Here is a 14,844-nt window from a genome sequence, read left to right on the forward strand (position 1 = left end):
TCGTATGTTAAATAAACCAACTAGTTAAAAATAGGTGTTCAATATATACGGATTGAATCCTAGAATGTATTTATTCCTTTACTTATTCTCACTTATCTCTTTATTCACCATTTCTATCAGCTGCATTGGAATGTTAAAATGATTTTGTGCGAGATGAAGTTCGGTTAGCTCCTCTTCTTCACTTGATTTTAATTCGCGTACTTCGTGATGAAGAGCTTCCATTTTTAAATCTAATTCGGTCGCAACTATAGCGGCTTCTTTTAATTCTGACGTGAGTCTTTCAGGAACTGTATTGTTATATTTATAGTAGATTTTGTGTTCCAAACTTGCCCAAAAGTCCATGGCAATCGTCCTGATTTGTATCTCTACATAAACTCTTTCTTCTCTGTCTGACATATATACTGGTACTTTCACGATTAAGTGTAGGCTTTGATAACCGTTTGATTTTGGCTCTTTTATATAATCTTTACATTCAATAACCTCAATATCCTTTTGATTGCAAAGCATCTCACTCAGACGGTAAATATCCGATCTAAATGAACACGTAATTCGAATACCTGCAATATCTTTCACTTGATCCTTTATTGCTAGAAAAGATAACTCGATGTTTTTTCTTAATACTTTATTAAAAATACCTTCGGGAGATTTTAAGCGTGAAGTTGTATGTTCGATTGGATTGTAATCATGAATATGCTGAAACTCCTCTTTTAAAATATTTATTTTCGTATTCATTTCATCCAAAGCAAATTTATAGGCCAGCATAAACCTTCTCAATTTCGCTTTTATTGCATTCAATTTATTTATCTGGATGGGTTTATTCATAGTTATATTCATTCCTTTCGTTCACGGCACAAAACGGAAGGGGATTCGTTCGCTTTGTGCGTTTTTTTATATTCCTAAATTACAGAGATACCAGAAAACTACAAATCATGTGGAGGTGAGTGGTCGCCCTGTTGCAGGATGATCACATAGTTATATGAGTAGATTACTTTCCTATGCACAAATAAATCGCTTAGAGCACTGCAGATTTATCTTTGATAAACAACTCGTTTGTAGCTGGGCAATCAGCCTCTGCTGACTATCTCAGTACATCATACAAAGGAGTCTCGGTATGGCTTTAAAAAGGAAACTTTCTGAACTGGAACCTGTGATTGAGGGGCACATAGCTTTGTATAAAAAATCCGCCGCGCATCTAGTAAACCGTGAAATCACAATAAAACAAGTTGCTAAAGATTTTAGACTTTCTCCACTCTTTCGTAACTTGAAGCTTACATACTAACAATTATCTTTATCTCAAATACGTGAGATTATGCTATTAATAGGGTAAAGCCGAGATACGTGTAAAGACAGGTCATATCCTTACTTTTATTTCCAATTTATTCATTCCTGTTCGGTAATCATAGCCAAGATTTGAATGGGCAAATCTTGGGGTTTGTGTAGCGATGGAAGCAAATCCCGCAATAAGCATTTTAAACGGACTATAATAAAAAGCGGACATTTAGTTGGTTGTACGACTTAGATTAATTAATAAAAAGAAAAGGAAACCATATATAAATTATTAATATCCCCGTTACAATATTGGTTTGAATAGATACATCGATATTCCCAAATAATAAAAATTGTTTACTACGGTTCTAAATAATATTAAATCATCATTAGTGAGTGATTACTCACTTTTTTAGTTGACTTGCTAAGTCTCTTTTTTTATAATGACATTAGTGAGTGATTACTCACTTTTTTTGAAGGGGGAATAGAATTGTCAAATCCAATTTTCGATACAATACTTGCTCAAGGTCTCATAAAAGGTAAGACAGAAAAGCAGCAAAGGATTATTGAGACAGCAATTAAATTGTTTGCTGAGAAGGGTTATGCTAATACATCGACAGCAGAAATAGCAAAAGTTGCAGGCGTATCCGAAGGAACAATTTTTAAGCATTACGGAAAGAAAGACCAATTATTACTTTCTGTTATTTTACCGTTTATAGATGACTTTTTCCCTGCAATGGCAAAGGACGTAGTAAGTGAGATATTGCCAGAACAGCCAATATCTTTCGAGCAATTTTTACGAAACTTAATAAAGAATAGGGCTGCTGTTATCACGGAAAATAAAGAAGTATTTCAGGTTATTGTTAAAGAAGTTATCTATAAGGAAGAATTGAAAAAAGAATTAAAGCCTTACTTTATAAAACATGTTCCGGTGATATTTATAAATATTGTGGAAAAATTTCAAAACAGCGGAGAGCTAATTGATCTCCCTACTGACCGGATCTTAAAGCTATTATTTACTTTACTGGGAGGATTTTTTGTTTCTCGCTTTGTATTCATGGAAAATTACATTATTAGTGAAGAGGAAATTGAGGATGTCGTTCAATTTGTTATGAATGGCATAAAAAATAAGCAAGCTGTGGAGTAGACCGAAGTGTTAGCACAGAAATGAAATTAAACATGAAGGGAGCTATTCATATGGCTGTCATACAGATTGATAATTTAACAAAAGACTATGGTCATAATCGTGGCGTATTTGATGTTTCGTTTAAAGTAGAAAAAGGTGAAGTGTATGGCTTTTTAGGACCGAATGGAGCCGGGAAGACAACGACAATTCGGCATATTATGGGCTTTTCTCGCCCTCAAGTCGGAAAAATCTCTGTAAATGGAATGAGCAGTTGGGAAAAAGCAAGCGAAATTCAAAAGGATCTTGGTTACTTACCAGGTGAGGTAGCTTTACCTGAGTCGCTGACAGGAACAGAGTTTATTGCGATGATGGCACAATTGCGTGGAATCAAAGATATGACATATACCAATTATTTAATAGAAAAATTTGAGTTAGAGCCATCCGGTAGTTTGAAACGTATGTCGCTTGGTATGAAACGAAAACTAGCAATTGTCACTGCTTTTATGCATGATCCAGCAGTACTAATTCTTGATGAACCAACGAGTGCTCTCGATCCGATTATGCAAAAGGTTTTTATTGAATTTATTAAAGAGGAAAAAGAAAAAGGAAAAACGATATTGCTTTCAAGTCATATTTTCAATGAAATTGACGCTACATGCGACAAAATTTCTATTATTAAGGACGGAAGATTAATATCTACTTTTGTTGCAGATGAATTGCGCCACAATGAGGAGAAAACGTTTAAAGTGGAATTCAGTTCAAAAGAAGTGTTCGAACGTTTTAAAATTGAAGTATCTTCTCATAAAAAAATAAATGTACTTTCTCTCAGATCTCATGAAAATCAGGCAGAACTTCGAGTGAATGATGCAGATATAAACGATTTTATCGCTTTCATAAGTGATTATGATTTGAATTTTTATTCTGAAATCAAGTTTACGCTTGAAGATTATTTTATGAAATTCTATGATCGTAACGCTAAAAATGAGGGAGGAGGCGAACGAAGTGCCATTAATTGAGATAAAAAATATGACAAAAGATTATGGAGAAGGGCGAGGTATTTTTGATGTAAGCCTTTCAATCGAAAAAGGTGAAGTTTTTGGTTTTGTCGGTACGAATGGTGCAGGTAAAACTACAACACTTCGTCATATGATGGGATTTTTAAAGCCGCAAAGTGGGAGTGCAACGATTAACGGATTGGATTGTTGGAAAGATTCAGCTGAAATAAAAAAAATGATTGGTTACATTCCAGGAGAAATTGCATTTCCAGATGCGCCAACAGGAACAGAATTTTTGAAAAGGCAGGCCGAACTATTAGGGCTGAAAGATATGTCTTATGCGGAATCAATTATTAAAAAGCTCCAACTAGATCCTACTGCTAATTTAAAAAGAATGTCAAAGGGCATGAAACAAAAAACGGCTATTGTTGCTGCCTTGATGGCTAATCCTGATATCTTGATTTTTGATGAACCGACAACAGGCCTAGATCCTCTTATGAGAGCGGAATTTATGGACATTTTGGATGAACAAAAGAAAAAAGGAAAGACAATTCTCATGTCGAGTCATATGTTTGACGAAGTCGAACATACTTGTGATAAAGTTGCGCTCATAAAAGACGGGAAGATTATTGCTGTTAAATCGACAAAAGAGATTAAGTACAATCAGGAAAAGGTGTATAAAATCGAGTTTAACTCACATGAGGATTATAAGCTGTTTTTAGCAGAGGCATTTGATTTTGCGGATAAACGTGAACATCAAAACCAAGTAATTGTAAATGTGAATGATCGTCAAATTAATACGCTACTAAAAACGTTAAAAGGCTACAATATTAAGTTCATTACGGAAATTAAGTATACACTTGAACAATATTTCAATAGCCAATATTAAAAGGAGGAAAAATCAATGTTTAGTAAAGCTATTTTCAAACAAACATTAAAGGCTAATTTCAAACTATGGATTATATTTACAGTAATCACAAGTGCCATGTTAGCAGTTATGATTGCCGTTTTTGAACCAACTACACTAACTGGCATGACAGATATGGTGAAAGGGACACCGCTTGCGGACATGATGAAAAATACAACGTTCCTTGGCATGCTTGCTTCTACTTTCTACTCGATGCATGGTATCCTTCTACCAGTCATATTTATTATGATGACTGCCAATAGTCTCATTGCTTCACAAGTTGATAGAGGATCAATGGCTTACTTGTTGTCAACGCCGACAAAAAGAAGTACGGTTGTCAGAACACAAGCTTTATATTTGATTACGTCGCTTGTTGTGATGTTTGTAATCGTAACTGGTGCTGGTCTTGCTGCGATTCAAATTACCCAAAGTAATGTAGATATCAAGATTTCTGATTTTCTTATGCTCAACGTAGGTTTATTTTTATTAATGTTTGCTACTAGTGGTATTTCTTTCTTCTTCTCTTGTCTGTTCAATTTATCAAAAAACTCATTAGCTTTAGGAGCGGGAATACCGGTTGCATTCTTTCTATTCCAACTGATGGGGCAAGTAAGTAAAAGTCTGGAAAAGATGAAGTATTTATCATTGAATACGTTATTCGATACAAATGCAATTCTGAATGGAGATAGTATAGCAATCCCATTCATTATTCTTATCGGTGTAGGTATAGTACTTTATGGATTTGGGATGAGAGTCTTCCAACAAAAGGATTTACCGCTTTAAAAGTTAACTAGATTAACAAATTCACTTTACTCATTTGTTAATAAGAAATAAAAAATAATGAAGGAAAGTGAGAATTAATGGAAAAAGATGGCGTTCCCTGAATAGTGGAAGGCCATCTTTAGGATACAGCATGAATTAATGCGTATTCTAATTATACTAATTTCTGTTTTAAAATCTTTCTGAGTAAAAGAGAATGGAACGTTTCCATTGGGGACTTGAAGTATTATTACACGGTATTCAACATTTTAGTAAATAGTAATTTCAATCAAATTTTTATAAAGACAACAAGTAGCCAATTCATTGTGGCTGCTTGTTCTTTTTTCACGAAAAACTTTCAATTGTATAAGGTATTTCCAATGAAAAAATATTTGATTTTAAATGTTGGAGATGGACTACTACTATTTTTTGAGGCAAGTTTATGAGTGAAAAAAAGATTTATGGCAATGTTATGCTTTAAATATTACAAGAATGTTCTCTAAAAATAATGTTTTCTGGCAATATTATGGTTCGAATTGTGGAGGACTTATGATTCAAATCACAGTTATTAAAGAAATTATAAGTGAACAAACGAAAGTCCCGCGTCCAATTTTAACGCAAGATGAAAAAGAAAGGATTGAAAATAAGCTGTTAATTTCATATTTAGGTGAAGAAGAGGTTTTACTTACATATTATAAAGAGGGCTATCTATATAAAAATTACATAACAGTAGCTGATATAAATCCATTAAATAAGACGATTACTTGTACCGATGCTTTTCATAATCAAAGGATGTTTAAGTTTGTTGATGTAATTGAAGTGAATTAGAGGGGGAGAAATAAAAAATCATCTCTTCCTAACTTAATTATATCATGTAAATCACGTTCGAAATAGACTGTTTATTCTTATTTACTACTGCTACAATCAAGAACACATGCACAGTAAGGAGAGATGTTAAATGAGTTCTTTCGTTCTCGATTTTCAGGAAATAGAAAAAACGCAGCTTTCACTCGTTGGCGGAAAAGGATTGAATTTAGGGGCATTATCAAACATTCAAGGTATACAAGTGCCAGAAGGTTTTTGTGTTACAACGGTAGGGTATGAAAAGGCCGTCGAGCAAAATGACGAGCTTCAAACTTTGTTGCAGCAGCTAACAAAGTTGAAAATGGAAGAGCGAGCCCAAATTGGTGGGATTAGTAAGAAGATTAGAGAAGTCATTATGGCAGTAGAAATCCCTTCTGAAGTAGTGGAAGCGGTAGCTCATTATCTCTCACGTTTTGGAAATGAACATGCGTATGCCGTACGTTCTAGTGCTACGGCTGAAGATTTACCATATGCCTCGTTTGCTGGTCAACAAGATACGTATTTAAATATTATCGGAGAAGAAGCGATTTTGCAGCATGTAAGAAAGTGCTGGGCTTCTTTATTTACAGAGCGAGCAGTTATGTACCGCATGCAAAATGATTTTGAACATAATCAAGTTTCTATATGTGTTGTCGTTCAAAAAATGGTTTTCCCTGAGGCTTCGGGAATTTTATTTACTGCTGATCCGGTTACTTCTAACCGAAAGGTAGTATCAATTGATGCCAGTTTTGGACTTGGTGAGGCGTTAGTATCAGGACTGGTCTCTGCCGATAATTATAAAGTAAAAGAAGGCGAAATTACTGGAAAGATGATAGCAACTAAAAAATTAGCTATTTATGCTTTAAAAGAGGGCGGAACGGAGACAGGGCAGATTGATCCGGCTCAGCAAAAAATTCAAACATTGTCTGAACAACAAATTTTACAACTAGCACAGATTGGAAGACAGATTGAAGCTTATTTTGGTTGTCCGCAAGATATTGAATGGTGTTTAGTGGATGATACATTTTATATTGTCCAAAGTCGCCCAATCACGACTTTATATCCAATACCAGAAGTAAATGATGGGGAAAATCATGTGTATGTATCGGTTGGTCACCAGCAAATGATGACCGATCCCTTGAAGCCATTAGGAATGTCTTTATTTCAGTTAACATCTTTTGGACAGAGGTTTCAAGCTGGAGGAAGGTTGTTTGTTGATGTTGCACAAAGATTGGCTTCGCCTACTAGTAGAGAACTTTTATTAAATATGATAGGGAATTCGGAACCGCTTATTAAAGATGCATTAACGACTGTAGTCGAGCGAGATGATTTTATTACATTGTTACCAGATGATGAAAAAGAAAAGAGTGTTGGTAAAAGTGGACCACCTGCAAGTTCACAACCAAAAATCGAAAACAATCCAGCGATCGTTACGGATTTAATAAAGATGAATCAAGCATCAATCGAAGAGTTAAAACGAAACATGCAAACGAAATCAGGGGTGGATGTACTTGATTTTATTTTGGAAGATATGCAGCAATTAAAGAAAATATTATTTCATCCGCAAAGTATGGCTGTCATTATGGCAGGTATGGATGCTTCAACATGGATCAATGAAAAAATGGAGCAATGGCTAGGCGAAAAGAATGCAGCAGACACGCTTTCTCAATCAGTACAAAACAATATTACGTCTGAAATGGGGCTAGCATTACTCGATGTTGCTGATGTGATTCGGCCATATCCAGAAGTTATTGCGTATTTACAACATGTAGAAAATGATAACTTTTTAGATGAATTCGTTCAATTTAAAGGCGGAGAAAAAGCTCGAGATGCCATTCTAACTTTTCTAAATAAATACGGAATGAGATGCAGCGGAGAAATCGACATTACGAAAACGCGCTGGAGTGAAAAGCCAACAACCATTATCCCAATGATTTTAAATAATATAAGAGACTTTGAAGCTGGCGCTAGTAAACGGAAGTTTGAAGAAGGGTTGCAAGAAGCTTTGCAAAAAGAAGAAGAGTTAGTAGATCGATTGCAGCATTTGCCGGATGGTAAACAAAAAGTAGAAGAGACGAAGCGAATGATTCGTAACATCCGGAATTTTATCGGTTATCGTGAATATCCAAAATACGGTATGATTAATCGCTATTTCATATATAAGCAGGCAATATTGAAAGAAGCCGAGCAACTCGTGCAAAATAAAGTTATTGATGAAGTAGAAGATATATACTATCTAACTTTTGAAGAACTTCACGAAGTTGTCCTTACGAATAGACTAGATTACGAGCTTATTCATAAACAAAAAAATGATTACAAATTATATGAAAAACTAACGCCTCCACGTGTAATGACGTCTGATGGAGAAATCATTACAGGCAAATATAAACGAGAAAATCTTCCGGCTGACGCGATTGTAGGTTTGCCTGTTTCTTCAGGAGTGATTGAGGGGAGAGCACGCGTTATTTTAAATATGGAAGATGCGAATTTAGAAGAGGGAGATATATTAGTTACTGCTTTTACTGACCCGGGCTGGACACCGTTATTTGTGTCTATAAAAGGGTTAGTTACCGAAGTTGGCGGACTTATGACGCACGGAGCAGTTATTGCACGTGAATATGGATTACCAGCAGTCGTCGGGGTAGAGAATGCTACGAAATTAATAAAAGACGGACAACGAATTCGGGTACATGGAACAGAAGGCTATATTGAAGTGTTGTAATGAAATAAAAGATCATCCGCTATTATAGTGGATGATCTTTTATTATATAGCGGACTTATTTCTTTAAACCAGCCGCATAAAAAGGTCCATGAACTGCGATTGTTGATAAAATACGAGCAATCTCCTCAGGTGTTTCTTTTTGTCCATTATTTAACCATTGTTGAATGACACCTATATGAGCAGATGCCATATAAGAAGCTAAGTATTGGCTTGGGACAAGTAAATTCTCTTTATTAATGAGAGGACCATTCGTATCTTCAAATAGTGTTTTCCACATAAAGTCTTTCAGTTTCGTTTGGAAAGATAAATCTCCTTTTGGGCTTAGTACAGCTTTCATAAAATCACTATTTTCATTTAGAAATTCAAGAATAGAAGCGATAAGTATAAATGGCATTGTTGGGGAAGGGCTTGATCCAAGATCAGCAATAACTTCCGGTAATCTCTGTTTAGCAATGCTAGAAAATTCATACATAATTTCTTCTTGGCATTTTGTCATTAAATCAAATTTATCTTGGTAATGTGTATAAAATGTACCACGATTTATGTTTGCTTTCGTAGTAATATCTTTCACTGTTATGGCGTCAAAACCTTTTTCCTCAATTAATTCCACTAATGCATTTCGTATGGCAGTTTTCGTACGAATAACACGTAAATCTAAATTACTATCGCGCAAAGTATGTCCCTCCTTAATTTTAGCCAACACATTTCAAGGATGTGTCTTATAACCGACACATTCACGACTTTTGATTATTGTATAAGGTTCAACTCGAACATATAATTCAAATATAAATAAACAACACGTTGTTGGTTATTATAAATCAAATTAAAGGAGGAGAAAAGAAAATGTTTAAAAACAAACTTTTATTGTTATCTCCAGTTATTGCACTACTTGTTGTTTTTATTTTTTCATTAACATTATTTCCAACCGTTCAACCTAAGCCGAAAAACTTACCAATCGCAATTGTAAATGAGGATCAAGGAGTAGAAATTCCGAATCAACCGAAGATGAATATGGGGCAAACGATTGTTGATAATATGAAAAAGACATCAAAATCAGAGGAAGAACCTGCGGTAAAGTGGGTAGAAGTGCAAAATAAAGAAGTAGTTCAAAAAGGCTTAAATAATCAAGAATATTATGCAGCATTAGTTATTCCGAAAGACTTTAGCACAAAACAAGCATCATTACGAACACCACAGCCATCTTCGCCAGAGGTAGAAATATTCATCAATCAAGGAATGAATACAGCAGCATCAACTATGGCAGGACAAATGTTAAATGCGATCGTTGATAATATGAACAATACTGTTCGTACACAACTATTAGAAGGATTGAAAGCAAAAGGAGCTACATTAACAGCAGACCAAGTTTCAAATGTAGTAACACCTATTACGAAGAAAGTGACAAATGTGAATGAAATCGGCAAAAATAGTGCGAACGGTAACTCGCCAATGTCTTTATTCCAGCCGTTATGGATTGCAAGTTTAGCGAGCGCAGCAATTATCTTTATTGCGATAAGTAAAACGCAAGTGGGTACAAGAAAAGAGAACTTCGTATTGAAACTAAAACAAATAGTAACAGGAGCAATTGCTACACTTGTAATTGGATTTGGTCTTACATGGATTGCGGATGGAATGGTAGGATTAAATATCCCGAATTTCACGGATACGGCTTTATTCTTATCCATTACTTCTTTTTGTTTCTTCTTAATGATTTCTGCGGTGCTTTCATTAGTTGGACTAAAGGGTATAGGTATATTCGCTCTATTACTTTTCTTTGGGGCACCGCTATTAGCATTAGCGCCAGAAATGATGTCACCATTTTATCAAGATTGGGTGTACGCATGGTTGCCAATGCGATTTATGATTGAAGGGCTTAGAGAAATATTCTTCTTTGGAAAAGGGTTAAGCTGGAGTACACCCCTTACTGTGCTCGTTTGGATTGGCGTAGTAAGTATGGTTATTATTTTAGCGACTGCTTTCAAACGTAGTGTAGTAAAGGAACAAAAAACTGAAGTGAATGTATAAAAATAAGTAAAGGAAAAACCGTTTCACTAGTAGTGGAACGGTTTTTATGTTGAAATACAAGTAAGGGTATAAAATATATTGATATAATGAAAGGAAGTTAGCTGTTTTTTAAACTAACTGTCCATTAGCTAGGCTTGGGATGAAGAAATCCTACTGAAAACTTTGTTGTATTATATAATTATTGTCCCTAATATACTTTATTTTTGTTAGTTTTTCTACATTTTCTACCATAAAATGTGAAATCGTAGAGGGTGTTGCAAAGTTAACAAAACATAAACATGCAAAAAAATGCAGAAGAAATATAGTACTCGAAATTATCTCTAAAAAGTAAGGATCTCATAATAATGTTCTTTTAAGATGATATAAACAAAATAGACTAGTTTAAAATTGGACGTATGAAAAAGGAATGAGGGGAAGAGCAAAATGAAGCAGATTTCAATTTTAATAGCGGATGATGAGGTGGAAATTGCTGAATTAATTGGGATACATTTAGAAAAAGAAGGTTATCATGTTGTGAAAGCTACTGATGGAGAAGAAGCTGTTCTTATTATTCAATCGCAACCAATTGATTTAGTTATTTTAGATATTATGATGCCAAAAATGGATGGTTATGAAGTAACGCGACAAATTCGTGTGAAGCATAATATGCCAATCATTTTTCTAAGCGCGAAAACATCTGATTTTGATAAGGTGACAGGTCTAGTACTAGGTGCGGATGATTATATGACAAAGCCTTTTGCCCCAATTGAATTAGTTGCGCGTGTAAATGCACAACTACGTCGATTTCTTACGTTAAATCAACCGAAAGTAGAGGAGAACAAATCCGTTTTAGAAGTAGGCGGAGTGGTTATTAATCTTGAGCAACGAAAGCTAAATGTATACGGAGAAAAAATTGAATTAACCCCAAAAGAGTTTGATATTTTATATTTATTAGTGAGCCATCCGAAAAAAGTGTACAGTGTGGAAAATATCCTACAGCAAGTGTGGGCGGATGATTATTATGATGGGGGAAGTACAGTTGCGGTACATATTCGTACTTTACGAAAAAAAATTGGGGAGGATACAAGAAAGAATAAGTTAATAAAAACGGTATGGGGGGTAGGTTATACTTTCAATGGCTAACATGATGAGAAGTTTTCGTTTTAAAATGATTGCTTTGTTTGCGCTAAGCATGGTGTTAGCAGCTGGCGGAACATATATAATCTATAAAGTATTACAGCTTTATTATAGAACGATGGTACGTTACGAAGATTACTTAGCCCAATTTAGACCAATCGTAGATATTAAATTCTTTTTAATGTGTTTTATCCCATTATCTGTTGTATTCTTTTTCTTTTTAACAAAACCATACTTAAAATATTTTAATGAAATTTCTAACGGTATTCACCATCTTGCTAACGGTGATTTTACAAAGAAAGTTCATATTACTTCAAATGATGAATTTGGCGAGATTGCGCGTGAAATTAATATAGCGAGTGAAAAATTAAAAGAGGCGGTTGACAGAGGTGACTTTGCAGAAAGTAGTAAAAATCAGCTCGTTGTTAACTTAGCCCATGACTTAAGAACGCCATTAACATCAGTTTTAGGTTATTTAGATTTAATTCTTAAAGATGAGAATTTGTCGAAGGAGCAGATTAAACATTTTTCTATGATTGCATTTGCGAAATCGCAGCGACTTGAAAGTTTAATTGATGAGTTATTTGAAATTACGCGAATGAATTATGGCGTGCTAAAGTTAGATAAAAAAACAATTAATATAAGTGAGTTGCTTATACAGTTAGATGAGGAATTGTATCCATTATTGGAGAAACATCATTTACAAGCTAGATTGAATGTTAATCCTCATTTATATATTTACGGTGACGGGAATTTGTTAGCTCGAGTATTTGAAAATCTTGTAACAAATGCAGTTAGATACGGAGATAATGGACAATTTGTTGATATGAATGGATATATTGATAATGGAGAGGTTATCGTACAAATTATTAATTATGGAGATAGCATTCCAGAAGAAGATTTGCCCTATCTTTTTGACATGCTTTATACAGGTGATAAAGCAAGAACAGGGCAGCAGGGTGGTACGGGCCTTGGGTTATTTATTGCTAAAAATATAGTTGAACAGCATAATGGGACGATTTCAGCAGAAAGTAATGTAATTAGAACAATATTTGAAGTAAGATTGCCAAAAGAAGAGAGTTCAAGAATTTAATAAAAATTTAATGTTTGCCCCACTTTTTATTTAATTAGTTTTTTCTATCCTATACATATGTTAGGTCAAGGAGGAACTGGTAATGAAAAAGTGGGGCTTTTTATATTGTACATAGTATGTACGGGAGCTTTATATATCATTTTCAAAAACGTTCAAAAATTATTAAAGAAAAGGACGTACAGTTTCTAAAAGTAAAACACGTGAAAAAGTGAGGATATTATGATATGAAGAAAGCAAAAAAACTAGTCATCGTTGGTGTGATAACAATTGGTTTAGGAGTAGGCTCGTATATGATATTTGCAGGAGAATCTGAACCAGCTAAAACTTATAAAATATATGAAGTGACAGAAAAACAAATAGAGAATGAGCAAAAATTAGGTGGCGAAGTTATCCCAAATGATATAGAAGCAATTTCATTTGATCCAACAAAAGGTACGTATGAATTAGCTGTTAAAAAAGGTGATGAAGTAAAAAAAGGACAGCTTCTTTTTAAATATAATGACCCTATTACTAAACAAGGTGTAACAGAAGCGGAAATGCAAAAGAAAATCGCACAAAAAGAAGTAACATTGCATCAGAAACAAATGGATGCAGCGAAGCAGAAACTAAAAAAAGATAAAAACGCTGGTCTTCCTGAGGAAGCGTTAAAAGCATCAGAAATCGAAGTGCAACAATTAGAATCGCAACTTGAAATGAAAAAGTTTGAAGTAGAAAAAGCTGATGAAATGATTAAATCAGCAAAAGAGAAAGTAAACACACTTTCAGTAACGAGCCCGGCTGATGGTGTAATTGATGACATCGTCAAAAATAATGATGCTGGAATGAGTGGGATTACGCTTCGTCATGCTGGTCCATTTAAAGTAAAAGGTCAACTGTCTGAATATGAGCTTGCGAGTGTGAAAGTTGGACAAGAAGTAATAGTTTCATCAAAAACTGTATCTAGTAAGACGTGGACAGGAAAAGTTACAGAAATCGGATCCACACCATTAAAAAATATGGATGAAAACAAAACAGTTTCCAGCTATCCATTCACTGTTACATTGAACGATAGTGAAGGATTACAAAACGGTTTCCACGTAAACGTGACCAATAAAACAGGTGAAGCGACAGGTACAATCGTTCCGAAAAGCAGTATGGTGAAAAAAGGTGACAAAGATGTTGTCTTCGTTGTAAAAGATGGAAAAGCGAAAGAACAAGTAGTTACGGTTGAATTTGAAACGGATCATGAAGCAAAAGTTACTGGAGTGAAAAAAGGTGTACAAATTATCTCTGAACCTATGAAAAATGTAAAAGATGGTATGGAGGTTAACACAAAATGATTCATTTAAAAGGCATCACGAAATCTTTTCAAAACGGTACAGAGTCCGTCCAAGTATTACATGGAATCGATATAATACTGAACCAGGGGGAATTCACTTCCATTATGGGACCATCTGGTTCTGGTAAGTCAACCTTAATGAACATTATCGGTTGTTTAGATAAACCAACGGCAGGTACGTATGAGCTAGCTGGTCAAAATATTTCAACCATGTCTGAAACAGAACTTGCACACGTTCGTAATAAAGAAATCGGCTTTGTATTTCAAAATTTCATGTTACTACCAAGGCTTACAGCATTTCAAAATGTAGAATTACCTCTTATTTATGCAGGAGTTGATAAAAAAGAAAGACGTGAGCGTTCGTTAGCTGCTTTAACGAAAGTTGGGTTAGCTGAACGTGCTACTCATCTTCCAAGTGAGTTATCAGGTGGTCAAAAACAGCGTGTTGCTGTAGCGCGTGCAATTGTAAATAATCCGAAATTTATTTTAGCCGATGAACCAACTGGTGCACTTGATACGAAAACGAGTGAACAAATTATGGAGCTCTTTTACGAATTAAATAAACAAGGTTCAACGATTATTATGATTACTCACGATCGTGAAATCGGAGAAGCAGCAGTACGTCAAATTGTAATTCGTGACGGCAATATCGTACAAGATTGGAGAGAATAAAT

General features: G+C 34.7%; 13 protein-coding genes. 11 read left to right on the top strand and 2 right to left on the bottom strand.

Annotated features, from left to right (window positions below):
• Window positions 1-78 precede the first annotated feature (78 nt).
• A complete protein-coding gene (locus AC0IXC_RS01875) occupies window positions 79-762 on the bottom strand; it encodes a GTP pyrophosphokinase (protein WP_113770574.1) in 684 nt (227 codons plus the stop codon).
• Between the two features lie 994 nt (window positions 763-1,756).
• Here AC0IXC_RS01875 and AC0IXC_RS01880 point away from each other — a divergent pair.
• The 6 genes from AC0IXC_RS01880 to ppsA all read left to right on the top strand — a co-directional run bounded on the left by AC0IXC_RS01880 (window position 1,757) and on the right by ppsA (window position 8,618).
• Complete coding sequence (locus AC0IXC_RS01880) at window positions 1,757-2,413, top strand: TetR/AcrR family transcriptional regulator (protein WP_113770536.1); 657 nt, start codon at window positions 1,757-1,759, stop codon at window positions 2,411-2,413.
• A gap of 50 nt (window positions 2,414-2,463) precedes the next feature.
• Complete coding sequence (locus tag AC0IXC_RS01885) at window positions 2,464-3,408, top strand: ABC transporter ATP-binding protein (protein WP_002084679.1); 945 nt, start codon at window positions 2,464-2,466, stop codon at window positions 3,406-3,408.
• Window positions 3,395-4,276, top strand: a complete 882-nt coding sequence (locus tag AC0IXC_RS01890; protein ID WP_002084680.1) for an ABC transporter ATP-binding protein — start codon at window positions 3,395-3,397, stop codon at window positions 4,274-4,276. The genes AC0IXC_RS01885 and AC0IXC_RS01890 overlap by 14 nt, the downstream gene beginning before the upstream one ends.
• Before the next feature lie 15 nt (window positions 4,277-4,291).
• Window positions 4,292-5,077 carry an ABC transporter permease gene (locus AC0IXC_RS01895; RefSeq protein ID WP_002084681.1) on the top strand — a complete coding sequence of 262 codons (786 nt, stop codon included), beginning with the start codon at window positions 4,292-4,294 and terminating at the stop codon, window positions 5,075-5,077.
• 525 nt (window positions 5,078-5,602) lie between these two features.
• Window positions 5,603-5,881, top strand: a complete 279-nt coding sequence (locus tag AC0IXC_RS01900; protein ID WP_471652508.1) for a YolD-like family protein — start codon at window positions 5,603-5,605, stop codon at window positions 5,879-5,881.
• A 130-nt stretch (window positions 5,882-6,011) separates the two neighbouring features.
• Window positions 6,012-8,618, top strand: a complete 2,607-nt coding sequence (gene ppsA, locus AC0IXC_RS01905; RefSeq protein WP_471652510.1) for a phosphoenolpyruvate synthase — start codon at window positions 6,012-6,014, stop codon at window positions 8,616-8,618.
• 55 nt (window positions 8,619-8,673) lie between these two features.
• Here the strand turns inward: ppsA and AC0IXC_RS01910 are convergent, their stop codons facing one another.
• Window positions 8,674-9,291 (bottom strand): TetR/AcrR family transcriptional regulator, encoded by a 618-nt coding sequence (locus AC0IXC_RS01910; protein ID WP_002084688.1) that lies wholly within the window; start codon window positions 9,289-9,291, stop codon window positions 8,674-8,676.
• Between the two features lie 170 nt (window positions 9,292-9,461).
• Here AC0IXC_RS01910 and AC0IXC_RS01915 point away from each other — a divergent pair, with 170 nt between their 5' ends.
• The 5 genes from AC0IXC_RS01915 to AC0IXC_RS01935 all read left to right on the top strand — a co-directional run bounded on the left by AC0IXC_RS01915 (window position 9,462) and on the right by AC0IXC_RS01935 (window position 14,842).
• Window positions 9,462-10,643 (top strand): YhgE/Pip domain-containing protein, encoded by a 1,182-nt coding sequence (locus tag AC0IXC_RS01915; RefSeq protein WP_471652511.1) that lies wholly within the window; start codon window positions 9,462-9,464, stop codon window positions 10,641-10,643.
• A gap of 423 nt (window positions 10,644-11,066) precedes the next feature.
• Window positions 11,067-11,765: a response regulator transcription factor gene (locus AC0IXC_RS01920; RefSeq protein WP_328011219.1), complete on the top strand. Its 699-nt coding sequence runs from the start codon at window positions 11,067-11,069 to the stop codon at window positions 11,763-11,765.
• Window positions 11,758-12,852, top strand: coding sequence for a sensor histidine kinase (locus tag AC0IXC_RS01925; RefSeq protein WP_471652512.1), 1,095 nt, complete (start codon window positions 11,758-11,760; stop codon window positions 12,850-12,852). Before AC0IXC_RS01920 ends, AC0IXC_RS01925 begins: the two co-directional genes overlap by 8 nt.
• Window positions 12,853-13,076: 224 nt before the next feature.
• Window positions 13,077-14,171, top strand: a complete 1,095-nt coding sequence (locus tag AC0IXC_RS01930; protein ID WP_471652513.1) for an efflux RND transporter periplasmic adaptor subunit — start codon at window positions 13,077-13,079, stop codon at window positions 14,169-14,171.
• The gene (locus AC0IXC_RS01935) at window positions 14,168-14,842 is read left to right on the top strand and encodes an ABC transporter ATP-binding protein (RefSeq protein ID WP_326996261.1); all 675 of its coding nucleotides are present in this window, start codon (window positions 14,168-14,170) and stop codon (window positions 14,840-14,842) included. The genes AC0IXC_RS01930 and AC0IXC_RS01935 overlap by 4 nt, the downstream gene beginning before the upstream one ends.
• Window positions 14,843-14,844: the final 2 nt, after the last annotated feature.

The sequence above is a fragment of the Bacillus sp. AC266 genome, assembly GCF_979253805.1.